Annotated in this window: 24 protein-coding genes and 1 rRNA gene; 5 read left to right on the forward strand and 20 right to left on the reverse strand. The window is 52.2% G+C overall.

All coding sequences use genetic code 11. The annotated features are described in order from the left end of the window. Positions 1 to 40: 40 nt before the first annotated feature. The 16 genes from phnP to HV346_RS01695 form a co-directional block, all read right to left on the reverse strand. Positions 41 to 799 carry a phosphonate metabolism protein PhnP gene (gene phnP / locus HV346_RS01620; protein ID WP_181621894.1) on the reverse strand — a complete coding sequence of 253 codons (759 nt, stop codon included), beginning with the start codon at positions 797 to 799 and terminating at the stop codon, positions 41 to 43. 8 nt (positions 800 to 807) lie between these two features. Beyond that, positions 808 to 1242, reverse strand: a complete 435-nt coding sequence (gene phnO / locus HV346_RS01625) for an aminoalkylphosphonate N-acetyltransferase (RefSeq protein ID WP_181621895.1) — start codon at positions 1240 to 1242, stop codon at positions 808 to 810. After that, a complete protein-coding gene (gene phnN / locus HV346_RS01630) occupies positions 1229 to 1786 on the reverse strand; it encodes a ribose 1,5-bisphosphokinase (RefSeq protein WP_181623664.1) in 558 nt (185 codons plus the stop codon). The genes phnO and phnN overlap by 14 nt, the downstream gene beginning before the upstream one ends. Next, positions 1783 to 2919 (reverse strand): alpha-D-ribose 1-methylphosphonate 5-triphosphate diphosphatase, encoded by a 1137-nt coding sequence (gene phnM / locus HV346_RS01635; RefSeq protein ID WP_181621896.1) that lies wholly within the window; start codon positions 2917 to 2919, stop codon positions 1783 to 1785. Before phnM ends, phnN begins: the two co-directional genes overlap by 4 nt. After that, positions 2916 to 3596, reverse strand: a complete 681-nt coding sequence (gene phnL / locus HV346_RS01640) for a phosphonate C-P lyase system protein PhnL (RefSeq protein WP_181621897.1) — start codon at positions 3594 to 3596, stop codon at positions 2916 to 2918. Before phnL ends, phnM begins: the two co-directional genes overlap by 4 nt. Before the next feature lie 9 nt (positions 3597 to 3605). Next, complete coding sequence (gene phnK / locus HV346_RS01645; RefSeq protein ID WP_181621898.1) at positions 3606 to 4361, reverse strand: phosphonate C-P lyase system protein PhnK; 756 nt, start codon at positions 4359 to 4361, stop codon at positions 3606 to 3608. Then, a complete protein-coding gene (phnJ, locus tag HV346_RS01650) occupies positions 4358 to 5203 on the reverse strand; it encodes an alpha-D-ribose 1-methylphosphonate 5-phosphate C-P-lyase PhnJ (RefSeq protein ID WP_181621899.1) in 846 nt (281 codons plus the stop codon). The genes phnK and phnJ overlap by 4 nt, the downstream gene beginning before the upstream one ends. Continuing rightward, complete coding sequence (locus HV346_RS01655) at positions 5196 to 6260, reverse strand: carbon-phosphorus lyase complex subunit PhnI (RefSeq protein ID WP_181621900.1); 1065 nt, start codon at positions 6258 to 6260, stop codon at positions 5196 to 5198. Before HV346_RS01655 ends, phnJ begins: the two co-directional genes overlap by 8 nt. Then, positions 6260 to 6844, reverse strand: a complete 585-nt coding sequence (phnH, locus tag HV346_RS01660; RefSeq protein WP_181621901.1) for a phosphonate C-P lyase system protein PhnH — start codon at positions 6842 to 6844, stop codon at positions 6260 to 6262. The genes HV346_RS01655 and phnH overlap by 1 nt, the downstream gene beginning before the upstream one ends. Then, positions 6841 to 7293 carry a phosphonate C-P lyase system protein PhnG gene (phnG, locus tag HV346_RS01665; RefSeq protein ID WP_181621902.1) on the reverse strand — a complete coding sequence of 151 codons (453 nt, stop codon included), beginning with the start codon at positions 7291 to 7293 and terminating at the stop codon, positions 6841 to 6843. The genes phnH and phnG overlap by 4 nt, the downstream gene beginning before the upstream one ends. Then, positions 7294 to 8019, reverse strand: coding sequence for a phosphonate metabolism transcriptional regulator PhnF (gene phnF / locus HV346_RS01670; RefSeq protein ID WP_181621903.1), 726 nt, complete (start codon positions 8017 to 8019; stop codon positions 7294 to 7296). It abuts the gene before it with no gap. 20 nt (positions 8020 to 8039) lie between these two features. Then, positions 8040 to 8819, reverse strand: coding sequence for a phosphonate ABC transporter, permease protein PhnE (phnE, locus tag HV346_RS01675; protein ID WP_181621904.1), 780 nt, complete (start codon positions 8817 to 8819; stop codon positions 8040 to 8042). Between the two features lie 73 nt (positions 8820 to 8892). Continuing rightward, positions 8893 to 9909 (reverse strand): phosphonate ABC transporter substrate-binding protein, encoded by a 1017-nt coding sequence (gene phnD / locus HV346_RS01680; protein ID WP_181621905.1) that lies wholly within the window; start codon positions 9907 to 9909, stop codon positions 8893 to 8895. A gap of 24 nt (positions 9910 to 9933) precedes the next feature. Next, complete coding sequence (gene phnC / locus HV346_RS01685; RefSeq protein WP_181621906.1) at positions 9934 to 10722, reverse strand: phosphonate ABC transporter ATP-binding protein; 789 nt, start codon at positions 10720 to 10722, stop codon at positions 9934 to 9936. Positions 10723 to 10859: 137 nt separating this feature from the next. After that, positions 10860 to 11291, reverse strand: coding sequence for a VOC family metalloprotein YjdN (yjdN, locus tag HV346_RS01690; RefSeq protein WP_181621907.1), 432 nt, complete (start codon positions 11289 to 11291; stop codon positions 10860 to 10862). An 81-nt stretch (positions 11292 to 11372) separates the two neighbouring features. Further along, positions 11373 to 11708 carry a zinc ribbon domain-containing protein YjdM gene (locus HV346_RS01695; RefSeq protein ID WP_181621908.1) on the reverse strand — a complete coding sequence of 112 codons (336 nt, stop codon included), beginning with the start codon at positions 11706 to 11708 and terminating at the stop codon, positions 11373 to 11375. A 598-nt stretch (positions 11709 to 12306) separates the two neighbouring features. Between HV346_RS01695 and crfC the strand changes: the two genes are divergently transcribed. Together crfC and HV346_RS01705 are read left to right on the forward strand one after the other, a co-directional pair. Further along, positions 12307 to 14661 (forward strand): clamp-binding protein CrfC, encoded by a 2355-nt coding sequence (crfC, locus tag HV346_RS01700; RefSeq protein WP_181621909.1) that lies wholly within the window; start codon positions 12307 to 12309, stop codon positions 14659 to 14661. Beyond that, positions 14658 to 15536, forward strand: a complete 879-nt coding sequence (locus HV346_RS01705) for a diguanylate cyclase regulator RdcB family protein (RefSeq protein WP_181621910.1) — start codon at positions 14658 to 14660, stop codon at positions 15534 to 15536. Before crfC ends, HV346_RS01705 begins: the two co-directional genes overlap by 4 nt. A 53-nt stretch (positions 15537 to 15589) precedes the next feature. Here HV346_RS01705 and kdgT read toward each other — a convergent pair whose 3' ends face one another. Then, on the reverse strand, positions 15590 to 16582 hold the full coding sequence (gene kdgT / locus HV346_RS01710; RefSeq protein WP_181621911.1) for a 2-keto-3-deoxygluconate transporter: 993 nt from the start codon (positions 16580 to 16582) through the stop codon (positions 15590 to 15592). A gap of 648 nt (positions 16583 to 17230) precedes the next feature. Here kdgT and proP point away from each other — a divergent pair. After that, a complete protein-coding gene (gene proP / locus HV346_RS01715; protein WP_181621912.1) occupies positions 17231 to 18733 on the forward strand; it encodes a glycine betaine/L-proline transporter ProP in 1503 nt (500 codons plus the stop codon). A gap of 34 nt (positions 18734 to 18767) precedes the next feature. Here the strand turns inward: proP and HV346_RS01720 are convergent, their stop codons facing one another. Further along, the gene (locus HV346_RS01720; protein WP_181621913.1) at positions 18768 to 19721 is read right to left on the reverse strand and encodes a nickel/cobalt transporter; all 954 of its coding nucleotides are present in this window, start codon (positions 19719 to 19721) and stop codon (positions 18768 to 18770) included. A 327-nt stretch (positions 19722 to 20048) separates the two neighbouring features. Between HV346_RS01720 and HV346_RS01725 the strand changes: the two genes are divergently transcribed. Further along, a complete protein-coding gene (locus HV346_RS01725; protein WP_249415118.1) occupies positions 20049 to 21563 on the forward strand; it encodes a phosphoethanolamine transferase in 1515 nt (504 codons plus the stop codon). A 111-nt stretch (positions 21564 to 21674) separates the two neighbouring features. Here the strand turns inward: HV346_RS01725 and HV346_RS01730 are convergent, their stop codons facing one another. Further along, a complete protein-coding gene (locus HV346_RS01730; protein WP_249415119.1) occupies positions 21675 to 21911 on the reverse strand; it encodes a hypothetical protein in 237 nt (78 codons plus the stop codon). Next, the gene (locus tag HV346_RS01735) at positions 21895 to 22227 is read right to left on the reverse strand and encodes a YkvA family protein (RefSeq protein ID WP_181621914.1); all 333 of its coding nucleotides are present in this window, start codon (positions 22225 to 22227) and stop codon (positions 21895 to 21897) included. Before HV346_RS01735 ends, HV346_RS01730 begins: the two co-directional genes overlap by 17 nt. 723 nt (positions 22228 to 22950) lie before the next feature. On the opposite strand from HV346_RS01735, the gene HV346_RS01740 reads away from it, so the two are divergent. Then, positions 22951 to 24490 (forward strand): 16S ribosomal RNA (locus HV346_RS01740). The last annotated feature ends 52 nt before the right edge of the window (positions 24491 to 24542 follow it).

Below are 24542 nucleotides of genomic sequence, written 5' to 3' on the forward strand. Positions count from 1 at the left end.
GGAGGATAATCAGCATAAGTGAAGAGACAGTGAAGTGGCGTTAATCCAGCGCCAGCACCATTCCGTCATACCCCGCTTCGAACCCTTCCGGCAACGGGTTATCCATGAGCCATACGTCAAACTGGTGGCTGATATGGGTCAGAATCACCTGCGGACAGCCAATCACGTTATTCAATGCAATCACCGTATTTAAATCACAGTGGTTGCCTGGCGTTTCATCACGCGGGGCATGGCTACAGTCGATAATAATGACCTGCGGCTGGTTATTGAGCAGGAACTTCACTGTTTTTTCAGGCAGTCCGGCGGTATCGGAGAGCCATGCCACACGGCTGTGGGCGCTTTCCAGTAAATAACCAAAGGTGAGTTTTGAGTGGTTGAGCGGCAATGGTGTCACCCGTAATCCCTGTAGCTCGAAGACCACAAAGGGCTCGACCGTGTGGCTAAAATCCAGAATTCCGGGGTGTTTAAACAGGTCATCGCAGCCAGCGTCGTCCGGCGGGCCGTAGACCGGAAGGGTTGCGCCGACTCCCCAGCGTAGCGGGAACAACCCCTGCACATGGTCCATATGGTAATGGGTGAGCAAAAACTGCTGGAAGCTGCCCGCAGGCCAGTCGTCCATCAGGTCCGGAAGCCCCGCATCCAGCAGTGTCACTGCGTTGTTGAATTTGACCACCGCACTACAGGGGCGACGGCGGTGATTGACTTGCAAACGTGCCCGACGGCATGCCGCGCAGTCGCAGCCAAACACGGGCACAAGCTGAGCGCCACCAGTTCCCGTCAACGTGATCGTCAAACTCATATCCACCTCTACAGCGGTTTGGTAAAGCGAAAGTGGCTCTGTGTGTAGCCTTCACGCACATAAAAACGGTGTGCGTCTACACGCTTCACGCTGGTAGACAGTTCCGTTAATTCCGCACCGGCGTGGCGAGCTTTGTCCTCAGCCCACGCCAGCAGTTGGCTACCGACTTTCAGTCCACGTGCTTGCGGCATCACTACCAACTCCTGGATCTCACCGATCCACCTCGCATGGTGGAGATGAAACTGTAAATGCAGTCCAATCATGCCGATGATATGCCCATCCAGTAGCGCCAGCTGATAGTGCATATTGCGGTCCTGAAGGTTGGCAATAAAGCCGGCATGAAAGGCCTGTCGGTCAAATTCGGCTTGCTTGAGTTCGCAAATCAGAGCGTAAACCGCAAGTGCATCATCAGGCCCGGCGCGGCGAAGTTCACAGGCAGACATGGTGTTTCTCCTTCTGGCGAATCAGTGATAAAAAATTATCGACTGACTGTAGCAAACTTCCGTCGTTGTTGAGGATATGGCAGTCAGAAGGGGTATACCGTGCCGCGCGCTCCAGGCGCAGGTCGATCTCGCGCGCACTCTCTCGCCCACGGTTTTGCAGGCGTTGGCGCAGAATATCGGGCGATACCTGTAAACAAACGGGAAGTAATGCGGCTTCATAGCGGGCATGCGCCTGCGCAAGGTGAGCGCGGGAGCCGTTCACCAGCACGTCAAATCCGGCATGGAGCCACAGATCTATCTCCACGCCCACACCATAGTAGAAGCCATTCGCATGCCAGCTGAGTGCCAGTAGGTTTTGTCCGGCGCGGGTAAAAAATTCCTGTTCGCTCAGTGAAATATGGTTTTCACTTCCGGCGTTCGCTGCACGGGTAATGTAGCGATGCGCGACCAGTAGCTGGGTATGTTCTCGCTGCCGTAACGCCGACAGCAGGCTGTCTTTTCCGGAGCCGGATGGCCCCATTAACCAGATCAGTCTTCCCATCAGAACACCCTTTTTCCCTGACGCCAGACGTGGTCGATATGAACGTGATCGCCTTTGCGATGTGCCAGCACCAGATCTGCCCGTTTGCCTTCCCCAATCACCCCGCGATCCTGAAGATGTAGCGCCTCAGCCGGGTTTTTTGTCACCAGGCGAATAGCCTGCGGCAGAGAAAAACTATTTTCGTCGTCGTCCGCGACACGGAACGCAGCATCCAGCAGGCTGGCGGGGTAGTAATCGGAGGAGAGAATATCCAGAAAACCCAGTGCGGCCAGTTTGCTGGCGGCGACGTTCCCGGAGTGTGAACCGCCACGCACGATGTTAGGTGCGCCCATCAACACGTTCATGCCGTGTTGGCGTGAGGCTTCTGCGGCTGCAAAGGTGGTGGGAAATTCGGCGATCACGCTGCCAAGTTGATGGGATTCGTGAACATGTTCGTGGGTCGCGTCGTCGTGGCTGGCTAACGCGATATGACGATCCCGGCACAGGGCAGCAATGGCGAGGCGGTTTGGCTGTGACCACCGGGCGGCCAGCGCGAGTTGCTCTTCCTCGTAGCGCGCCATCTCCTCATTGGTGAGCGAATATTTGCCCTGATAATACTCGCGATATTTTTCGATATTGGCGAACTGGCGTTGGCCAGGGGAGTGGTCCATCAGCGAGACCAGCGTGACAGGCTCGCGCCCGACCAGCTTTTCAAACAGAGGCAGGGTGGTGTGATGAGGAAGTTCGCAGCGCAGATGAAGCCGGTGCTCGGCGCGGTTCAGACCCCGCTTTTGCGTCTCTTCCACCGCGTTGATCATCTTCTCCAGGTTTTCCAGTCGATCGCCACCATCGCGGACATCGCCAATCGCCACTGCGTCCAGAACGGTCGTAATACCGCTGGCGACCATCAGCGCATCGTGGCTGCTCATCGCTGAATGAGCAGGCCAGTCGACTTTCGGGCGCGGCGTAAAGAATTTATCCAGGTTATCGGTATGCAGTTCAATCAGACCCGGCAACAGCCAACCGCCTTCGCCATCCATCGCCTCAGGAGAACGGCTTTGCGATTCAGCAAACGCGCGGATCACTCCGTCCTGTACCTCAATCGATCCGTCGATCACCTCGTTTTCCAGAACCAGTTTTACGTTATTGATAATCATGGTGCGACTCCCATCGCATAGAGACGATCTGCCACACGATCGCGGACAGTTGCGTCGTGGAAGATCCCGACGATCGCTGCTCCGCGCGCTTTGGCTTGTTCAATCAGTTCAACCACGGCTGCGCTGTTTTTGCTGTCCAGCGAGGCGGTGGGTTCATCCAGGAGTAAAATCGGGTAATCGACGATAAAACCACGGGCGATATTGACGCGCTGTTGCTCGCCCCCGGAAAAGGTGGAAGGCGCCAGATGCCATAAGCGTTCTGGTACGTTCAGGCGAGTCAGCAGGCTGGCGGCTTTGGCGGCGCAGGTTTCACGCGGTACGCCCAGATCCAGCAAGGGTTGCATGACGACGTCGAGTGCGGAGATCCTGGGGATCACCCGCAAAAACTGGCTCACCCAGCCGATCGTTGAACGGCGGACATCCAGCACCTTCCGCGCAGGAGCCTGAACCAGATCGACCCATTCATCACCATGGCGAATGTGAATGTGGCCTTCGTCCGGCAGATAGTTGGCATAGAGCGAACGCAGCAGCGTCGATTTTCCACTGCCGGAATGACCGTGCAGCACCACACATTCGCCGCTTTTGACATTCATCGTGGCATGTTGCAGTACCGGCAGACGCACGCCGTTTTGCTGGTGGAGTACAAAGGTCTTACTCACGTTTTCTACGCGGATCATGTTGGCCTCTTAGTTCTGCAAAACGGACGACACCAGCAACTGGGTGTACGGATGGTGTGGGTCGTCGAGTACGCGATCAGTTAGCCCACTTTCCACCACCTGGCCTTGTTTCATTACCAGCAGACGGTCGGCCAGAAGGCGTGCAACGCCCAAATCATGGGTGACAATCACCACCGCCAGATTCAGTTCCACCACCAGGCCGCGCAGCAGGTCCAGCAGGCGTGCCTGAACGGAGACATCCAGCCCCCCGGTGGGTTCATCCATAAACATCAGCTTTGGGTGGGTCACCAGGTTGCGGGCGATTTGCAGGCGCTGCTGCATACCGCCGGAGAAGGTGGTTGGCAGGTCATCAATACGTGATGCGGGGATCTCCACGTCTTCGAGCCACTGTTGCGCCGTTGCGCGGATATTGCCGTAGTGACGCGCGCCCGTTGCCATCAGCCGTTCGCCAATATTGCCGCCCGCCGAGACCTGACGGCGCAGACCGTCCATCGGATGTTGATGCACCACGCCCCACTCGGTGCGCAGCAAGCGACGTCGTTCGGCTTCGCTCATTCCGTACAGCGACTGGCCTTCGTAGAGGATCTCCCCGTTTTGTGGGGTAAGGCGGGCGGAAATCGATTTAAGCAGTGTGGTTTTGCCGGATCCGGATTCCCCGACAATTCCCAGCACTTCCCCTGGCCACAGCTCGAACGACACATCGCTGAAGCCTTTTCCTGGCGCATATAAATGGCTCAGGTTATTCACCGAAAGCAGCGGTTTCATTGGCTGTTCGCCTCGCTCTGTTGGCGGCAGAAATCGGTGTCGGAACAGACAAACATGCGCTTGCCCGTATCATCCAGCACCACTTCATCCAGGTAACTGTGTTTCGAACCGCAGATGGCGCAAGGTTCGTCCCACTCCTGAACCGTAAAGGGATGGTCGTCAAAATCGAGACTCTCCACGCGGGTATAGGGCGGCACAGCGTAGATACGCTTTTCGCGCCCGGCCCCGAAGAGCTGGAGCGCAGGCATCATGTCCATTTTGGGGTTATCGAATTTCGGGATCGGTGATGGGTCCATAACGTAGCGTCCGTTGACTTTCACCGGGTAGGCGTAGGTGGTGGCGATATGGCCGAAGCGGGCGATATCTTCATACAGCTTCACCTGCATGATGCCGTACTCTTCCAGGGCGTGCATGGTGCGGGTTTCGGTTTCACGCGGCTCGATAAAACGCAATGGCTCCGGGATAGGAACCTGAAAAATCAGGATTTGGTCTTCGGTGAGTGGTGTTTCTGGAATGCGGTGGCGAGTCTGGATCAGCGTCGCATCCTCAGTTTTTTCCGTCGTATTCACCCCGGTGACCCGTTTGAAGAAATTACGGATCGACACGGCGTTGGTGGTGTCATCTGCGCCCTGATCGATGACCTTCAGCACATCGGCTTCGCCAATCACGCTGGCGGTAAGCTGGATCCCGCCGGTTCCCCAGCCGTATGGCATGGGCATTTCACGGCCGCCAAACGGAACCTGATAGCCCGGAATAGCAACCGCTTTTAAAATGGCGCGACGGATCATCCGTTTGGTTTGCTCATCTAGATAGGCAAAGTTATACCCGCTCAAATTAGCCATGTTCGCGCTCCCGTTGCAGGCGTTTCAGCAGTTCCAGTTCGGCCTGAAAATCGACGTAATGCGGCAATTTGAGGTGCGAGACAAACCCGGCGGCTTCAACGTTATCTGCATGCGCCAGCACAAACTCTTCATCCTGTGCCGGGCCTGAAATGGTTTCGTCGTATTCCGGGGCTTGCAGGGCGCGGTCGACCAGCGCCATCGCCATCGCCTTGCGTTCACTCATGCCAAACACCAGCCCATAGCCACGCGTAAAATGTGGAGCTTCGTTTTCCGGGGCGACGAAGCCGTTCACCATTTCGCATTCTGTCACCAGCAGTTCACCGATGTTGACGGCAAAACCCAGCTCTTCCGGAACGATGGTGACATCGACGTGACCACTGCGTATTTCCGCTGCAAACGGGTGGTTGCGCCCGTAGCCGCGCTGGGTCGAGTAGGCCAGCGCCAGCAGGTAGCCCTCGTCGCCGCGCATCAGTTGTTGCAGGCGTGATGAGCGTGAACACGGATAAACCGGTGGCGTGCGGGTGATGTCATCGGGTGTTGTTCCGTTGTCTTCTTCAGCTTTCGCCAGCCCCTGATTTGTCAGCAGGCTAAAGACGTGCGGGGAGGGGGGGGGTTGAAATGCGGCTTTTTTCAGTTCTGGCGATTCACCGTTTGCCAGCAGGGTGAAATCCAGCAGGCGGTGAGTGTAGTCGTAGGTCGGGCCAAGCAACTGACCGCCGGGGATATCTTTGTAGACCGCCGAAATACGGCGCTCCAGTCGCATGTCGGCCGTGGCAACAGGGTCGCTGACTGCCAGCTTAGCCAGCGTTGTCCGGTAGGCGCGCAGCAAGAAAATCGCTTCAACGTTATCGCCACTGGCCTGTTTCAGCGCCAGTGCCGCCAGTTCCCGGTCGGCAATGCCGCCTTCCGTCATCACGCGGTCCACGGCGAGGTTTAACTGTTGTTCAATCTGGGCAACGCTCAGCTCGGAAAGCTGCTCATCACCCCGTCGTCTGTGCTCCTGCAACGCATGGGCGGCGGCTATCGCCTTTTCGCCCCCTTTGACAGCAACGTACATCAGCACACCTCCACATGGGTGGTTCGTGGAATAGCCAGCAGGCGTTCGCCGCAGGTCAGGAGCAGGTCGATACCCAGCGGGAACGGGTGTGGACGTTCGGTCAGCTCATGAATGATGCACTCCGGCAACTGTGGCGCGACCATGCGTTCATCGGCGATCCCCGCGCCAGTCAGACGCAGCATACGTCCTCCGCTCAGGCTGGCGACCTGCAAAATCAGCGTGGCGCTGGTTTCCGGTGCAACGGCCGATCCTGTGGAAAGGGCGTTAAGCTGTTCGTGGCTAATTTGTTCATCCGCCACGGCAAATATGGCCTGTTGCGGTTGTTCAACCAACGGCGCGCTGGTGTGAAAACGCAGGTTCTGTCTGGCGATATCGTTCGCCAGCGCGGCAGAGAGCCATACCGGGGTGTCATTGTCTGCCAGCGTGAGTAAGACGCTGGTGGTCGCGAGGCTCAGCGGCAGCCAGCCTTGTGAAAGCGGGTGAAGCGAGACAATGACGCCAGGCTCGCTCATGGCCTTCAGCAGACGGCGAAAACTGTGTTGGGCATCCTGGACGGCCAGGGTAAAAGCAGGTTGAAGCGTCATGCGTTATCTCCGCGAACAAGCGTAAAGAAGTCGACCCGGCTGGTGTTCACTTCGGCCTGACGTGCAGCAGTGCGTGCAGCGTGGTCAGCTTCCAGCGGGGCAATTAAGGTTTCCATCAGGGTCTGAAAATGGGTCTGTTCCTGCAAAAGTGCATCGATAACTGCACAGCGCTCAGCGTGCTGTTTATCGCGACCCAGGACATAGCTGTAGCCCAGTGTCCCGCTTTTCAGGCGGACAACGGCGCGGGTGAGGGTGGCATCACCGGCAAAAAAACGCGCTCCTGTGCCGCCCATACGCGCCTGGATCTGAACCAGGCCAATTTCCGGCGCGCGAATGGTCGTATAGTCTGGCGTCAGATGCAGGGCATGCATGCGGGTTTGCAGCGCGGCTGGCTGACTTTTGGCAAGTACGCTCATCCAGCGCTGGCGAGTGGAGGTGTCGACTGACATTCAGTGCTCCATGGTGAATTCAATCATGTCGGCGCGGGTCAGGCTGACGGAGTATTCCGTTGCGTTGACCTCGCCGTCACGGTGGTTAAGGGTGCGAACACAGAGCAGGGGAGCCATGTTTGGGATCTCCAGCACTTTGCTCTCTTTCGCCTGAGCGCGGCGGGCACTGATGCGCGTCTGGGTTCGTTTGAGTGCAATACCGGTGGCATCCCGCAGAAAGTCGTGCAGCGATCCGCTGGAGAAATTCTGCAACACTGGCCAGAGGGTAAGGTCGGCAAAGTAGTGATCGATCTGACATACCGCCACACCATTCACCCGGCGCAGTGTTCTCAGGTGCACTACGTTATCGCCCTCCTGAATACCGAGCGCATCCGCTACATGGCTGGACGCAGGGCGCAAGACTGAGAGCAGTTTTTCGCTGGTGGGATGGCTGCCCTGATCGAGCAGGTTCTGACTAAAGCGCGCCTGAGAATTGAGCGGGTAGTCAAACGGGCGCATCAGCACCAGTACGCCAATGCCCTGACGGCGCTGTACCCAGCCGCGTTCAACCAGCTGGTCGATGGCGCGGCGCAAGGTGTGACGGTTCACTTCGTAGCGGTCGGCAAGCTGCTGCTCGGCGGGCAGATAATCACCACAGCGATATTGCGTGCGCAGCTCGACTTCGAGTTTTGCGGCAATCTCTTGCCAGCGGGTAGGGTAACTGGTCGGATGTCTGGATACGTGCATATAAATCAAAGCCTCGCTTCTCAGATGAAATGCTTACGCAAACGTTGAGAGAGGAAATCAAGCAGGCTGACAGTGATGATAATGAGCACCATCAGGGCACAGGTTTGCTGGAACTGGAAACCGCGAATCGCTTCCCACAGGGTGACGCCAATTCCGCCTGCGCCGACCATACCGACCACCGTTGCGGATCGGACGTTGGATTCAAAGCGATAGAGTGAGTAGGAGATGAGCAGTGGCATCACCTGCGGCAATACGCCGTAGAGGATCTCTTCGATTTTGTTTGCACCCGTCGCGCGAATCCCCTCGACCGGGCCGGGTTCGATGGCTTCAACGGCTTCTGACAGCAGCTTGGAGAGGACGCCGGTGGTGTGAATAAACAGCGCCATCACGCCCGCGAAAGGACCAAGTCCTACGGCGACCACGAACAGCATCGCGAAGACCATTTCATTGATCGCGCGACAGGCATCCATCAGGCGACGCATTGGCTGGTAAACCCACCAGGGGACGATGTTTTCGGCGCTCATCAGGCCAAACGGAATGGAGAGAATAACGGCAAGGGCTGTGCCCCAGACGGCGATTTGCATCGTGACGGCCATTTCACCGAGATAGTCTTGCCACTGGCTAAAGTCTGGCGGGAAGAAATCGGCGGCGAAGGTCGCCATGTTGCCGGAATCTTTGACCAGCATCAGCGGGTCCATTTCCGCACCCTTCCAGGAGATAACAAGCACTGCCAGCAGAATGGCCCAGCTAATCAGGGAGAACCAGCTGCGTTTTGGTGGCGGGACGGTGATGGTTTGCATGTGTGACACCTTTGGTTTATGTCCCTCACGCAGCCCTCTCCCCTTGGGGAGAGGGCTGCGTGAGGGCTAAAAGTTACTGAACCGCTTTATTCACGCTGGTCATGGCGCTCAGCGCCGCGGTCAGACGATCCAGGTCTTCCAGCTTCGCCTGAATTTCAGACACTTTGCTGGTCTTCTCTTCTTCCTTAAGACCTTTGTTATCCTTCACGCCCTGCATCTCTTTAAACAGGGCGAGTTGGCGAATCGGAACCAGTTGAAGGTCGCTTGATGCACGGAATGGCGCCCAGCCCAGACGCTCCAGAACGGTTTTCTCTTCCGGTGTTTTGCCGTAATTCATGAAGAAGTCGTACACCTTGTCCTTGGTGCTCTCGGAAAGGTTTTTACGCCACACGATCGGGTCGCCAGGGATCAGTGGCGATTTCCAGATAACCTTCAGTTCTTTCAGTTTGTCCGGCGCAGAGACTTTCAGTTTGTCGAGGTTTTCAGTGTTGTTTGTCGCAACATCGACCTGTTTGTTTGCGACTGCCAGCGCGTTGGTTTCGTGACCGGCATTCACGGTGCGTTTGAAGTCACTGGCAGAGGCATTATTTTTGGCGAAAACGTAATAGCCCGGAACCAGGAAGCCTGACGTGGAGTTAGGATCGCCGTTGCCAAACGTCAGATCTTTACGTTTGGCGAGCATGTCGTTGAGGTTATTGATGGGACTGTCTTTGTTGACGATCAGTACGCTCCAGTATCCTGGAGAGCCATCTGCCGCAACGGTTTGAGCAAAGACCTGACCATTGGCACGATCCACCGCTTCCATGGCGGAGAGGTTGCCGTACCAGGCAATATCCACTTTGTTAAACCGCATACCCTGGATGATGCCCGCATAATCGGGGGCGAAGAAGGCATTCACTTTGATGCCCAGTTTGGTTTCCATATCTTTCAGGAACGGTTCCCACTGAGGTTTGAGATTCTGCTGTGATTCCGTCGAAATAATGCCGAAGTTCAGTGCTTTTTCCTGTTCTTCCGCGTACGCAGGGCTTAACAGGGTGCTGATGCTGAACATGCTGGTAAAGGCCAGCGCGGCAACGGCTTTGTAGCTCATGTACTTTCCTCGGATCGGGTTGAGTTAAGCAGCCTGCGCGTTCTCTTCGACGCGGTTAATGCTGCGGTAGAGATGGTCAAAACGTTCGCTATCAAACTGATGACTTGCGCCATCAAAGAACACATGGCCCTGACGCAACGCGACGATGCGTTCGCAGTAGCGCAGGGCGTAATCCACCTGATGCAGAGTCACCACAACGGTAATGCCGTCGTTCTGGTTAATGTCGCGCAGGGTTTCCATCACGATGCGGGCTGATTCTGGGTCTAACGAGGCAATAGGCTCATCCGCCAGGATCACTTTTGCTTTTTGCATCAGGGCACGCGCAATGGCGACGCGTTGCTGTTGCCCACCGGACAGGGTGGAAACACGCTGATGGGCAAAGTGCGCCATGCCTACGCGGGTCAGCGCCTGCAAGGCTTGCTGTTTCTGAGAGGGGGAGAACCAGCGCAGGCAGGTGCGCCAGAACGGTGTACTGCCGAGCGCGCCGATAAGTACGTTCTCCAGCACCGTCAGACGGTTCACCAGGTTGAATTGCTGAAAGATGTAGCCTGTCTGCGCACGGCTTTTGCGGATATCACGCGCCAGGCGCCCTGCACGCTGGACGGTGTTACCCAGCAGCTCAACGTGGCTTTCCGGGGTTTTATCGCCGGTGATAAGCCCACTTAAATGACGCAGAAGGGTTGATTTACCTGAGCCGGATGGCCCCAGCAGCGCCACCATTTCGCCCTGCTGGACGGTCAGATCAACGGCATGCAGAGCCTTGTTATGATGAAAGGTCTTGCTGAGTTTCTCGACGCGGATGACAGTTTGCATGTGCTGAAGCCTCACGATAAATGTGGCCTCATGCTGGCGGATCAATGTGACATTTCGGTTAAGTGCGGGTTGCGGAAGTTTGAAGAGTTGAGGGGGAAATGATGACAGGCGGAGGCAGACTGCCCACCGCCAACATCTTAGTGCTGTTTGATGACGTTAATCATCCATGGAACACCATATTTATCAGTGACTTTACCGAATCCGTGGGCCCAGAACGTTTCCTGCCAGGCCATTTCAATAGTGCCACCCAGGGCCAGATTATCGAACCAGCGTTTACCTTCTGCCACATCCTGGGTATCGAGGACCAGGGTAAAACCACTGTAGTGTGCTTTTCCATCAGGCAAGCTGTCGCTCATCATGATATCGCTGCCTGCGATACGGACATTGGAATGGGCAATGGCGGAATCCGGGAATTGTATGCCGGACGGACAGCCTTCTTCGCTGTGTTCGTCTTTTGGCATTTCACCGAAGGTGATTTTGTAGAGGAGTTCTGCGCCGACGGCCTGCTGATAAAAGGCGGTGGCCTCTGTGCAGTTACCGGCGAAAGCAATGTAGGGACTTAACGGCATAATCGTTACCTCAGGTAAGAGAAGCTCGTTAAGTGTAGTTCTGGCAGGCCCGGTAAGCGAAGCGCCACCGGGCCTGGAAAATCAGTTCTTTTTCACGAACTCAGATTTCAGCTTCATCGGGCCAAAGCCGTCAATTTTGCAGTCAATATTATGATCGCCTTCTACCAGACGAATATTCTTCACCTTCGTGCCGATTTTCAGCATTGAAGAGCTGCCTTTCACTTTCAGATCTTTAATCACGGTAACGCTGTCGCCGTCGGCCAGCAGATTACCGTTCGCATCTTTGACGGTCAGTACATCGCTCTCCTGCGAGGGCTCTGCGTCATTCCATTCATGTGCGCATTCCGGGCAGATGAACATGCCGTTATCTTCATAAGTGTATTCAGAATTGCATTTCGGGCAGTGTGGGAGTTGCATGTCGGTATCCTCAAAAAAGTGCTTATCACGCTGGAAAGAGCCAGCTAAAAGGCGGCATAGAGCCGAAAAAGGCGGCAAGTATAGCGCAAATCCACACTTTTGTCGGTGATATCGTTTTATAAAAAAGTGCAAAAAACAGAGATGGGATGACATTTCCTGTCAGTCAGTTAAGCGATGCTAACACCCTTAAGAAGGTGGAAAGAAATGGCACTAAATATATCGAATATTTTATTGCAGCAAATTGCTACACTCTCCCATTTCGGATAAGGTGAAGCAACACGTTGTTATTTATCCATTGCTTCTACTGTCTTGCCTCAAATGACAGTGGTGAATTACCTCTCTTTTTAGGTGGGTAAATAATGATGATATATCCTGAAGTTTCCTGAAATTGAGCTACGCTTTTTATCTTTTGGCTATCTGGCCAAAGGGGGAAGTATTACACGCTATACAACGATGGGAATATATTTCTGATTGCCATCAATTAGTTATATTTAAGTGAACATGTTTTCCACACGTGATCATATAAGCCGAAACAGCATAATTAAAACGAAGTGGCTTAATAAAAGTATTAAATTTGCGTTAAGGGAAGGCTTTTATCATGCACACACAGACCATTTTTGAATTAAGCCAGGAAGCAGAGCGGTTGCTACAACTCGCCTTGCAGAATCTTGATACGTTGAAATCAATGCCGATTGCGATGCTGGATAGCACTACAGCGGCGATAACTGGCGAAAATAACAACGTTTTACCTTTGCATTTCAGTACGCGTGGTGTCGAAGCGCAGCAAGCGATGCTGAATAATGAATTACGGAAAATTACCCGCCTTGAAATGGTGTTGGCGATTGTCGGGACCATGAAGGCCGGTAAGTCGACCACGATTAATGCCATCGTTGGGACGGAAGTCCTCCCGAACCGCAACCGTCCGATGACGGCATTACCCACATTGATTCGCCATACACCGGGCCAGAAAGAGCCGGTACTGCATTTTTTACATGTATCTCCGATAGATACATTGCTTCAGCAATTGCAGCAACGACTGTGCGATTATGATCGGGGAAAACTGGCGCAGCGTCTGGAAATTGATAAAGACATGAATGCGTTGTTGGAGCGTATTGAAAAAGGTGAGGCTTTTGAAAAGCATCATCTTGGTGCGCAACCCATATTTCATTGCCTGAAGAGTCTTAACGATTTGGTGCGACTTTCTTTGGCGCTGGGTGTCGATTTCCCGTTTTCAGAATATGCCGCCATTGAGCATATACCGGTCATTGAGGTGGAGTTTGTGCATCTTGCTGGTCTGGATGCGCATTTGGGGCAACTGACGTTGCTCGATACCCCAGGGCCAAATGAAGCCGGGCAACCGCATCTGCAAAAAATGCTCAGTGAGCAGCTTGCGCGAGCCTCTGCAGTGCTGGCCGTAATGGATTACACCCAACTGAAATCCATTTCTGATGAAGAGGTTCGCCAGGCCATTTCTGCGGTCGGGAAATCCGTCCCGTTGTATGCGCTGGTGAATAAATTCGATCAGAAAGACCGCAACAGCGATGATGAAGAGCAGGTGCGGGCGATGATTTCTGGCACGCTAATGAAAGGCAATATTTCGCCGGGGCAAATTTACCCTGTTTCGTCGATGTGGGCTTATCTGGCAAACCGCGCGCGCTATGAAATGACCGCTAACGGACATCTTCCCGATCATCAGGAGCAGCGCTGGGTTCAGGATTTCGCCGAGGCCGCACTGGGCCGCCGCTGGCGTACGGCTGATTTGGATGATATCGAACATATTCGTCATGCTGCCGACCTGCTGTGGGAAGACTCTTTATTTGAGCAGCCGATCCGTAAGTTGATCTATGCCGCGTATGCCAATGCCTCGTTGTTTGCCTTGCGTTCTGCATCGCACAAACTGCTGAACTATGCGCAAAATGCCAGGGAGTATCTCGATTTTCGCTACCAGGGTCTGACGGTGGCCTTTGACGAACTGCAGCTTAATATTGCCCGTCTGGAAGAGGATATGACGCTGCTGCAAACGCGTCAGGCAGTGGTGAGCGATGAAGTCGAGCATGAGGTTGAGCAGGCGCTGAGCGCAACGGATAGCTTTATTGCGCAGCAAAAGAGCACGCTTCAGCAGGCGATTGCTCATGTGTTCAGCAGCGATAATGTTCTTGATCTGGCAGGTATTGATCCCCTGAATCTGCGCAGCAGTGCACCGGAAGATATGAAGCAACTGGTGCTGGAGGATGAAGGCCAGGCGCAAATTGTGCTGAGTAAGATCCGTTCTTCCTGCGAGCTGATCATGCTGGATGTGCAGAATAAAATCAGCCGTGAACTGGCATTACGCTTTGATCAACTGGAGTCCACGCTGGCGCGATCTCTGAATGAGGCGATGCGCCCCATTGAGACACGCATTAAAGAGCAGCTCAGTCATGCCGGTTTTCGGGCGCGGATTAGCTTCCCGGCATTTCAGGCTAATCAGCTTAACTTTAATACGCGTGCGCTGTTTAACGATGCGATAGCGCTGGATAACCGGCCTGCTGGTCAGGCTTCCGGTGCGGGCAGTATGCGGGAGACGGTTTCTCGCTGGCTGAATAATCCGGGTTGGGGCTGGGAAGATTACGTGGTGACGCGGACCCGATATGTTATCGATATCGCTCAGCTTCATGACAAATTTAAGCAACATATTGATCAGTTTTGTGAACAAATTCGTAAAGCTTTGGCCGCTCAGGTCGATGTCTCTGTTACGGCAGGTATGGCAACGTTTTTTGCGGAATTTTCGTTGTGCCTGACCGGGTTACAGGAAAGCTTGCGTGATAGCCTCGCAGTACGCCAGCAAAATGAGCATTCCACTCGGGGGCTCAGCCAGCTGTTGAAGCAAAGTCTTACGACTGCGACGTGGATTCAGGAAGATACCCGACTGTTACGCGATGATATTCAAACTCTATTCGCGGCAGAGCAACCATGACAACACAACTACTGGACGGTCCCGGGCGGACGCTGGAGTGTATTCATCCTAAATTTATGGTCGATCTGGTTCAGGGGGTGGACGCTGTGCGTCATACCCCTTTGGGGCCGCAACAGCTGCAGTTTCGTGAGCGTTTAACTCAGGAGATCATGACGCACACTCGGCTGCGGCCCTGGGCGATGGCGGGAATGCTCAACGAAAATGCGGCATTGCGCCTCGGGTTGGCCGAAAAACTGACTGGAATGCTTGATCCCGGGCATCTGGCGCTCACCCGGATGACCGAAAAACTGACGGCACTGCGTCAGCAGACAAACCCGCGTACACCGCAATCTCCTGGCCTGATGCAGCAATACGACGACCTCTCTTCACATTTTAACCAGCGTGCAGCCTATAAAGAAAAAGCCTTGTCTCAGCGCGGGTTAACGGTGCAGGCAGGCGAGCATAGTGAGCAGATTTTTACTCGCTGGCGAGCCGGACACTATGATGGCTGGTCGTTGGCTGGGCGTTGCTATATCGCACTGGAAGAGTTGCGTTGGGGGGCATTTGGTGATGCCTGCCGCCTTGCGAATGATGATGTGGCTGAAATGCTCAAGGATAACCTTTGTAGCATGGCGTCAAATTACCTTGCTCAGGGGATAAATGCTTCTCCCGCCACACGCCACTTTTATCATCAGTGGCTGACTACACCTGCTTCCCCTGGATTAATGGATCATAAAGATATGCTGGGCTGGCTGGGGGACTGGTGTCATGCCGATAAGCATCCGGTGAGCTGGTCGGTGACGCAGAACTGGCAAACAGTGGCATTAGGGATGCCGAGATTGTGTTCAGCGAAACGCCTGGTGGGGGCGATGGTCGAAGAGATATTTGGTGGATGAAGGTTTTCCCCTCATCTTCTCTCCATAAAGAAAGAGGATGAGGGGGCAGTGTTTTAGTGATGCATTTCTACCGTTTTTTGCTCGACGCCTTGTTCAGGAACATTGCCGAACCGTTTGGCATACAGTGCCGTAATAATCGGAACCAGGATTGCTGTGACAATTACGCTGGCGGCAACCAGGGCTGTCGCTGATGCGGCGACCGGTTCGAAGGCGGGGTTAATCTGCGCGATGATCACCGGGTTTGCTACGGCAGCACCTGCGGCTGATGAGGCTGCGACACCAGCCGTCCCGTTTCCTCCACCAATCACGCGGTCGGCAATAATCAGCGGAATACCCGTGATGATGATAACGGCAACGCCCAGAACAATCCCCAGCAGACCGGTATCGAGGATCACATTCAGATTGATGGTGTTACCCAGTGCGAAACCAAAGAATGGAATCAGTACCGGGGTTGCTTTGCTGAAGAAATCACGCAGGTCGTGATCCAGATTACCCAGCGCAAAACCGATCAGGAAGGGCAGAACTGCACCGACGAAATGGTGAGGTTCAAACGAGGCCAGACCGGCCGATCCCAGTATCAGCATGGTCATCAGCGGGCCTGACTCCAGAGACATCAGAACAAATGCGCCCGACTCCTCTTTCGTTCCGTATTGGTTCATCAGGCTGGCGTACAGACCGCCGTTAGTCATATCCATAGCAGAGACAATTGCCAGTACGGACAACCCTGCAAAGAAACCGGTTTGCACGCCATTTTCAGGAATAAATACGGCGCAGATCATCGCGACAACCCATGCGACTGCAATTTTGGTAATAACTAACGTTCCGGATTTACGCAAAACCGTACCCGTTGCGCGTAAATTAATGGACGCACCAATACAGAAGAACCATACCGCCAGAATCGGTACTGTTCCTGTAATCATCCCTTTTGTGAAACCACCAAAATAAGCACCTGTATTCGGCGCAAGAGTATTTAAGATTGCGCCTAGCACTAGCGGAACCAGCATCATTCCGCCAGGGATGCGTTCTATCGTGGCTTTGATTTTCATGTTTAACCCTCACATCATATCCCGCGTAACTGGCGGAGATGTCAAAAAAATAAATCAATTAATTCAATGAATTGATCGACTGTTCCGTCGAGCACTTCGTTATCCATGCAAAAAAATTAAGTAAGTGCATTCAATTACCCTTCAATCGAAAGCACCCAAAGTGGTGAATTCAGTTTTATAATGCGATCATTGGAATTGCGATTCAATGAAAATAAAACAATGTTTTAGTTATGCGTATCACATATTTTATGTAAACATTAGAATTGATATTCGATAATTAAAATTTCTGTGAATTGGTTGTGAATAAATGTGGTTTATTTTTTGTTCTGAAGGAAATAATAACGTCCGGGAGGATATTGCTTTTCCCGAAAGGCTGAGGGCTGTAGTAAGCGAAAATTGACAAATACTGAACACAGCTGACGAAGAGGGGGAATATGTGTGAAGTTGATCACAAATATAAACACTGGTAGGGTAAAGAGGTCATTAACTGCCCAGACAGGCGTCAACAGGTTCGGTTGTATCGACGTAAAACGTCAATGTAAGTAAACCTGCTACGCTTGAAGAGGAGATGCGCAAGAGGCGCTCACCAGGTCCACAGACCGCAAAATATACTGTGGTGCGGACAGGGCTCAGTCTACGAGGATAGCAATGCTTAAAAGGAAAAAGGTAAAACCCATCACGCTTCGCGATGTCACGATTATCGATGACGGAAAGTTACGCAAAGCAATCACCGCCGCCTCGCTCGGTAATGCGATGGAATGGTTCGATTTTGGTGTCTATGGCTTTGTGGCCTACGCACTCGGTAAAGTGTTCTTCCCTGGTGCAGATCCCAGCGTGCAGATGATTGCAGCTCTGGGTACGTTCTCCGTTCCCTTCCTGATTCGACCTTTAGGTGGCCTGTTCTTCGGCATGCTGGGCGATAAATACGGTCGCCAAAAGATACTGGCTATCACCATTGTGATCATGTCAGTCAGTACGTTTTGTATCGGCCTGATACCGTCTTACGCCTCGATTGGCATTTGGGCGCCGATCCTGTTGTTGCTGTGTAAAATGGCACAGGGATTCTCCGTTGGGGGAGAATATACGGGCGCATCGATCTTTGTTGCGGAATACTCGCCAGACCGTAAACGTGGCTTTATGGGAAGCTGGCTGGACTTTGGCTCTATTGCCGGGTTTGTGCTTGGCGCGGGCGTGGTTGTTCTGCTGTCGACTCTCGTCGGAGAGGAGAACTTCCTTGACTGGGGCTGGCGTATTCCGTTCTTCCTGGCGCTACCGCTTGGGCTGATTGGCCTTTACCTGCGTCATGCGCTTGAGGAGACGCCTGCGTTCCAGCAGCATGTTGATAAGCTGGAACAGGGTGACCGTGAAGGTTTACAGGAAGGTCCAAAAATCTCGTTCAGGGAGATTGCAACCAAGCACTGGCGCAGCCTGCTGGCTTGTGTTGGTCTTGTGATTTCCACCAACGTTACCTACTACATGCTGTTGACCTACATGCCGAGCTACCTGTCGCATAACCTGCACTACTCGGAAGATCACGGCGTATTGATTATCATCGCCATCATGATTGGGATGCTGTTTGTGCAGCCGGTGATGGGGCTGTTGAGTGACCGCTTTGGTCGTCGCCCGTTTGTGATTATGGGCAGTGTTGCGCTGTTACTGCTGGCAATCCCGGCCTTTATGCTGATTAACAGTAATGTGCTGGGGCTGATTTTTGCCGGCTTGCTGATGCTTGCGGTGATCCTTAACTGCTTCACAGGGGTGATGGCTTCGTCGCTACCGGCGATGTTCCCGACGCACATTCGTTATAGTGCCCTGGCGGCAGCCTTTAACATTTCGGTACTGATTGCCGGTCTGACGCCGACACTTGCCGCCTCGCTGGTGGAGAGTACGCAGAACCTGATGATGCCAGCCTACTATCTGATGGTTATCGCGGTGATTGGTTTGATTACCGGTATTACCATGAAGGAAACGGCAAATCTGCCGCTGAAAGGAGCTACGCCTGCGGCATCTGACCTTCAGGAAGCGAAAGAGATCCTGCGTGAGCATCACGACAATATCGAGCAGAAAATTGAAGATCTTGATGCTGAGATAGAAGCGTTGCAGGAGAAGCGTTCACGTCTGGTGGATCAGCATCCACGGATTAACGAGTAAGACAAAAAACCCGCCGCTGGCGGGTTTTCTTTGACTAGCATCCGGCTGCGATATAGTCCCCGTTAGCACTCATGGGGATGACTGTCAGGAACAGGACGACCGCGAACAGAATCAACATCACGCCACCCACAATTTTGACGGCTGGAACCAGCCAGTTGAGTGCAGAATTGCCACCGAAGCAGGCCACCGTTCGTTCACGGGCATACCTTACTGCCAGCGATAATCCCATAATAGACAGCGCCGTTCCCAGCGCCATGGTCATGACGGCCGCAATACCCCAGGTCACAATGCCCAGCGCATTTGAGAACATCAGAATCATAATTGCGCCACTGCATGGTCGCGCGCCAATGGCCAGAATCACGCCCAGCCGGGTTTTCCAGTCACCTTTTGTCAGGTCCGCACCGACGCCGTGATGGCCGCAGCCACAGTGTTCGTCATGCTGATGTACTGGTTTGAGCGAACTGATGGTCATTTTTCGTGGGCGCAAAGTCTTGAGTGCCTGATAAATGACAAATGCGCCGAACGCGCCAATAAGAACGGCGCTGATTTTCTCCACATACCAGCGACTGGTACTGAGATCCCCTGATGCCAGATTAAACCCGATGGCCAGAATAAAGACGAACAGAATGGCGCTGACGCCCTGCATCAGGCTACCGATAAACGGTACGACGCGTGCTGCGAGTTGGCTTTCTTTATTGGTGCTCAGATACGTGGTGACAATAAACTTGCCATGTCCCGGCCCGATAGCATGGAGTACGCCATAGAAGAATGCGCCAGTCAGTAACCATAGCCCTCCGCTGTACTGATGGTTATTGAGCTGCAGTAAATACATCACCAGATAGCGATGTAGAGTGATTTGCGTGGCAAGACACCATTGAATAAAAACATTCCAGTGAGTGTGTAGAGTTAAGCCCGCGAATAAAAGTACCAGCACGATTAACCCGGCAGTGGGGATGCGCCAGTCACGCGTCAGACGTTGTGTGGTCATGGGAGGGCCTGTGACGAGAAAATTTAGGAAAAGTATAGCGGGAGCGGACGTTTTGCGTCCATTGACGTTGATGTCTATATCGGCATTCGATCATTTTAGCACTGATGAAATACTACTATAAATAAGGGTAGACAGACGTTATATCTTGTCGGGTATCTATTAATTAATGGTGTATATCAAGGGATAAAGGGAATCCAGGGCTTTTCTGGTTGGCTGGGCTTATTGTGTTCAGACTCTACACACCGGCGGTATAACAAGGTATAGTGTCCGCCGCTTTTTTATTCAAATAATATTTACTCATTCATTTTTTCACAGCAAGGCAACGGGATGTTCAATAGTTTATTAAACCGTCTTGGTCATTCATTTCGTATGAAACATAAAAGTACAGACCTTAAAGATACACTCATGTGGTTATTCCCTGCTATCGTTGTATCAATAGTCATTCCGATCTGTATTGGCTATAAAGGGTTTGGTAGCTCAATATTAACCTTTGTTACACTTTATCTTTCCAGAAAGAACAGGGTGACATTTTATGTATCGTGCCTCGTCTTATTCTTTATTTCACTATATATACCTGTAGGTATTAATTTTGGCAGGATAAGTTATGGTTATGTAATATCGGCATTGCAAACAAATACCGGGGAGCTATCTGAATTTTTGCGTGGGACAAGCTTTGCTGCATGGTTTCTGATGTTCCTGGCCATTGCTTCACTCTACATGTTTGCAAAAAATGGTCAGGATTTTGGTAAAAAATACAGCTGGTTATATCTCATTGCGTTTGTTCTGATAAACCTTAATGCCTATCCTAAACGTATGCTTTTTCTCACAACCGAGTACGTAAAGCAGGCAAATGCTGAGCTGAAAAAGCTTGAGAGCTATAGCCAGGTTCCTGATGATTTCACGGTGGTCGATAATCATCAGAGGTATAAGAATATTATTGTTGTTGTTGGGGAAAGTGTTACCAGGGATTACTTATCGGTATATGGATACCAGCATGACACCACACCGTGGCTGAATCATGCTCCGGGGTATTTCTATTCAAACTATGTATCATCAGCCCCAAATACCTTTATGTCGTTACCGCGAACACTGACAGTGAGTGACGGCATAAAAACCGAAGAGAATAACAATATTGTTGCGCTGGCAAAAAAAGCAGGCTTGTACACTCACTGGATTTCTAATCAGGGGTTTGTCGGCGAATTTGACACGCCAAGTACGATTATTGCGAAAAATGCACAGCATGAAGTCTTTTTTAAAAAGGGTGATTACAACGCTAACAATACCGATGATATGGATCTACTGAAGCAGTTGAGCAGTATCATCAACAATAAAGAGCATGATCGTAATGCTGTTTTTCTGCACATGATAGGCTCTCACCCTGATACCTGTGAAAGATTGAATGGATTCCCGGTGAATATAAGAATAAGTCATCAGGAAAAATTCAATTGTTACCTCGCGACATTACAGAAACTCGATCTCTTCCTGGAACGTGCTGTCCAGATACTGAACCAAAGTGGGGAGTCTTACGCGCTGGTGTACTTTTCCGATCATGGTATGACGGTTGATGAAAGCGATCGCCCGGTGCGCCACGGTAATGATGCCCGACAGAACTATAATGTCCCCTTCTTCATTTTCACCAGTGACAGCGATAAGCACATCACTTCTGACAAACCCATCAGTGCAAGACAGTTCATCTCTATATTTGAGTGGTTGTCCGGTTTTAGCTCCGATAAGGTGACGGCCCATTCCCCGGAACAGACTACCAGTGGAAACATTACTGTTTTTGACGGTGGCAAGCTCACTGAGTATCAGGGTTTGAAGAACAATCCGATCATCCATTAATCTCGGGCCTGCTGAAGGCGATGAAAATAGAATCGGCTTCAGCAGGTAGTCAGCACGATTGACGAGACAAAGGCCAGGCATGACCTTGCCAGGATTGTCATTCGAGAGTGATTACTTGTTTTCGTCTTTTGGTGCAGCTTTCAACTTGTCAAACATATCTTTAGCTTTGAACACCGTAGAGGCATCTACTTTTTCAAAAACTTTTTCGGCCAACTTATCAACATGCGTATCTAACGCACCATTAAGGCCAAGCTTGTTATTAATCTGTTTTTTCACTTGATGTTTAATGATTTTTTCTTTTGTTGCTTCGGGTAAGAGTGCATCTCTCATTTTAGTCAAAAAGCTCATCTGCTTTCCCCTTTGCTTTTCCTTTTACGACATCATCAATGCATCCTGTGACAGCGACAAGAGCCGCAGCGATCATAGCCATATCATCTGTGTATCCTAAAACTGGCGTTAAATCAGGAATCAGGTCAATTGGCGATACAAGATAAGCGAGTGCACCGTAAATGATCGTCTTATCTTTGGTTGAGCATTTTTCACTCTCCAGGGCGTAATACAGGGTAAACACCTGCTCAAGGGAAGTGCGGCCAATGCTCTTGCAATACATTTTCGCTTTTGCCCAAAAACCCTCTTCGTTGTAATCATCTATCTCTATAGCCATTCGTTTCCCCTTTGCTTGTCTTTTTCACGGTGTTATCGGTTTATCGCTTTTCTATAGTGCTGGAGCTGGCTGACGATAAATGTCAGTCATCCTTATTTCATTTTCGACCAGAATAGCGATGGCTTTAACTAAATCCGGCATAGCCTTGCTGGAGAAACATCTGGACAGTGAAAATCGTAGCGCCACGCTTTCTTCTATATGTACCTCTATATACTGGTGTGCTTGCTGCACATTAATGAATGTATCGCGGCGATGGAGTGCGTAAATTCATACCGTGTTGAGCCTCATCACCCTGGAATGTGGCCGAAAACAACGATGATTGTGGATAAGTCTGTGAGCAAAAGGGTATAAGGCGGTGTTTTGCTGTGGAATGCAGCAGTCAGTCATTTTTCTGCAATTTAAGGGTTGCGGCCTGATGAGAACTCCCTATAATGCGCCTCCATCGACACGGCGGATGTGAATCACTTCACAAACAACCCGGTCGGTTGAAGAGAAAAATCCTGAAATAACGGGTTGACTCTGAAAGAGGAAAGCGTAATATACGCCACCTCGCGACAGAGCGCTAAAGCGCGTCGCACCTGCTCTTTAACAATTTATCAGACAATCTGTGTGGGCACTCAAAGTGACATGGATTCTTGACGTCGCAAGACGAAAAATGAATACCAAGTCTCTGAGTGAACATACGTAATTCATTACGAAGTTTAATTCACGAGCATCAAACTTAAATTGAAGAGTTTGATCATGGCTCAGATTGAACGCTGGCGGCAGGCCTAACACATGCAAGTCGGGCGGTAACACAGGGAGCTTGCTCCCGGGTGACGAGCGGCGGACGGGTGAGTAATGTCTGGGAAACTGCCTGATGGAGGGGGATAACTACTGGAAACGGTAGCTAATACCGCATAATGTCGCAAGACCAAAGAGGGGGACCTTCGGGCCTCTTGCCATCAGATGTGCCCAGATGGGATTAGCTAGTAGGTGGGGTAATGGCTCACCTAGGCGACGATCCCTAGCTGGTCTGAGAGGATGACCAGCCACACTGGAACTGAGACACGGTCCAGACTCCTACGGGAGGCAGCAGTGGGGAATATTGCACAATGGGCGCAAGCCTGATGCAGCCATGCCGCGTGTATGAAGAAGGCCTTCGGGTTGTAAAGTACTTTCAGCGGGGAGGAAGGCGTTGTGGTTAATAACCACAGCGATTGACGTTACCCGCAGAAGAAGCACCGGCTAACTCCGTGCCAGCAGCCGCGGTAATACGGAGGGTGCAAGCGTTAATCGGAATTACTGGGCGTAAAGCGCACGCAGGCGGTCTGTCAAGTCGGATGTGAAATCCCCGGGCTCAACCTGGGAACTGCATTCGAAACTGGCAGGCTAGAGTCTTGTAGAGGGGGGTAGAATTCCAGGTGTAGCGGTGAAATGCGTAGAGATCTGGAGGAATACCGGTGGCGAAGGCGGCCCCCTGGACAAAGACTGACGCTCAGGTGCGAAAGCGTGGGGAGCAAACAGGATTAGATACCCTGGTAGTCCACGCCGTAAACGATGTCGACTTGGAGGTTGTTCCCTTGAGGAGTGGCTTCCGGAGCTAACGCGTTAAGTCGACCGCCTGGGGAGTACGGCCGCAAGGTTAAAACTCAAATGAATTGACGGGGGCCCGCACAAGCGGTGGAGCATGTGGTTTAATTCGATGCAACGCGAAGAACCTTACCTACTCTTGACATCCACGGAATTTAGCAGAGATGCTTTAGTGCCTTCGGGAACCGTGAGACAGGTGCTGCATGGCTGTCGTCAGCTCGTGTTGTGAAATGTTGGGTTAAGTCCCGCAACGAGCGCAACCCTTATCCTTTGTTGCCAGCGGCTAGGCCGGGAACTCAAAGGAGACTGCCAGTGATAAACTGGAGGAAGGTGGGGATGACGTCAAGTCATCATGGCCCTTACGAGTAGGGCTACACACGTGCTACAATGGCATATACAAAGAGAAGCGACCTCGCGAGAGCAAGCGGACCTCATAAAGTATGTCGTAGTCCGGATTGGAGTCTGCAACTCGACTCCATGAAGTCGGAATCGCTAGTAATCGTAGATCAGAATGCTACGGTGAATACGTTCCCGGGCCTTGTACACACCGCCCGTCACACCATGGGAGTGGGTTGCAAAAGAAGTAGGTAGCTTAACCTTCGGGAGGGCGCTTACCACTTTGTGATTCATGACTGGGGTGAAGTCGTAACAAGGTAACCGTAGGGGAACCTGCGGTTGGATCACCTCCTTACCTTAAAGAACCTGCCTTTGTAGTGTCCACACAGATTGTCTGATGAAAAGTA

The organism is Enterobacter sp. RHBSTW-00994, from assembly GCF_013782625.1.
In the GTDB taxonomy this organism is placed as follows: domain Bacteria; phylum Pseudomonadota; class Gammaproteobacteria; order Enterobacterales; family Enterobacteriaceae; genus Enterobacter.

Coding starts and splice junctions, on each gene's coding strand:
- phnP (WP_181621894.1), bottom strand. CDS start 799: ATGAGTTTGACGATCACGTTGACGGGAACTGGTGGCGCTCAGCTTGTG.
- phnO (WP_181621895.1), bottom strand. CDS start 1,242: ATGTCTGCCTGTGAACTTCGCCGCGCCGGGCCTGATGATGCACTTGCG.
- phnM (WP_181621896.1), bottom strand. CDS start 2,919: ATGATTATCAATAACGTAAAACTGGTTCTGGAAAACGAGGTGATCGAC.
- phnL (WP_181621897.1), bottom strand. CDS start 3,596: ATGATCCGCGTAGAAAACGTGAGTAAGACCTTTGTACTCCACCAGCAA.
- phnK (WP_181621898.1), bottom strand. CDS start 4,361: ATGAAACCGCTGCTTTCGGTGAATAACCTGAGCCATTTATATGCGCCA.
- phnJ (WP_181621899.1), bottom strand. CDS start 5,203: ATGGCTAATTTGAGCGGGTATAACTTTGCCTATCTAGATGAGCAAACC.
- HV346_RS01655 (WP_181621900.1), bottom strand. CDS start 6,260: ATGTACGTTGCTGTCAAAGGGGGCGAAAAGGCGATAGCCGCCGCCCAT.
- phnH (WP_181621901.1), bottom strand. CDS start 6,844: ATGACGCTTCAACCTGCTTTTACCCTGGCCGTCCAGGATGCCCAACAC.
- phnG (WP_181621902.1), bottom strand. CDS start 7,293: ATGTCAGTCGACACCTCCACTCGCCAGCGCTGGATGAGCGTACTTGCC.
- phnF (WP_181621903.1), bottom strand. CDS start 8,019: ATGCACGTATCCAGACATCCGACCAGTTACCCTACCCGCTGGCAAGAG.
- phnE (WP_181621904.1), bottom strand. CDS start 8,819: ATGCAAACCATCACCGTCCCGCCACCAAAACGCAGCTGGTTCTCCCTG.
- phnD (WP_181621905.1), bottom strand. CDS start 9,909: ATGAGCTACAAAGCCGTTGCCGCGCTGGCCTTTACCAGCATGTTCAGC.
- phnC (WP_181621906.1), bottom strand. CDS start 10,722: ATGCAAACTGTCATCCGCGTCGAGAAACTCAGCAAGACCTTTCATCAT.
- yjdN (WP_181621907.1), bottom strand. CDS start 11,291: ATGCCGTTAAGTCCCTACATTGCTTTCGCCGGTAACTGCACAGAGGCC.
- HV346_RS01695 (WP_181621908.1), bottom strand. CDS start 11,708: ATGCAACTCCCACACTGCCCGAAATGCAATTCTGAATACACTTATGAA.
- crfC (WP_181621909.1), top strand. CDS start 12,307: ATGCACACACAGACCATTTTTGAATTAAGCCAGGAAGCAGAGCGGTTG.
- HV346_RS01705 (WP_181621910.1), top strand. CDS start 14,658: ATGACAACACAACTACTGGACGGTCCCGGGCGGACGCTGGAGTGTATT.
- kdgT (WP_181621911.1), bottom strand. CDS start 16,582: ATGAAAATCAAAGCCACGATAGAACGCATCCCTGGCGGAATGATGCTG.
- proP (WP_181621912.1), top strand. CDS start 17,231: ATGCTTAAAAGGAAAAAGGTAAAACCCATCACGCTTCGCGATGTCACG.
- HV346_RS01720 (WP_181621913.1), bottom strand. CDS start 19,721: ATGACCACACAACGTCTGACGCGTGACTGGCGCATCCCCACTGCCGGG.
- HV346_RS01725 (WP_249415118.1), top strand. CDS start 20,049: ATGTTCAATAGTTTATTAAACCGTCTTGGTCATTCATTTCGTATGAAA.
- HV346_RS01730 (WP_249415119.1), bottom strand. CDS start 21,911: ATGAGCTTTTTGACTAAAATGAGAGATGCACTCTTACCCGAAGCAACA.
- HV346_RS01735 (WP_181621914.1), bottom strand. CDS start 22,227: ATGGCTATAGAGATAGATGATTACAACGAAGAGGGTTTTTGGGCAAAA.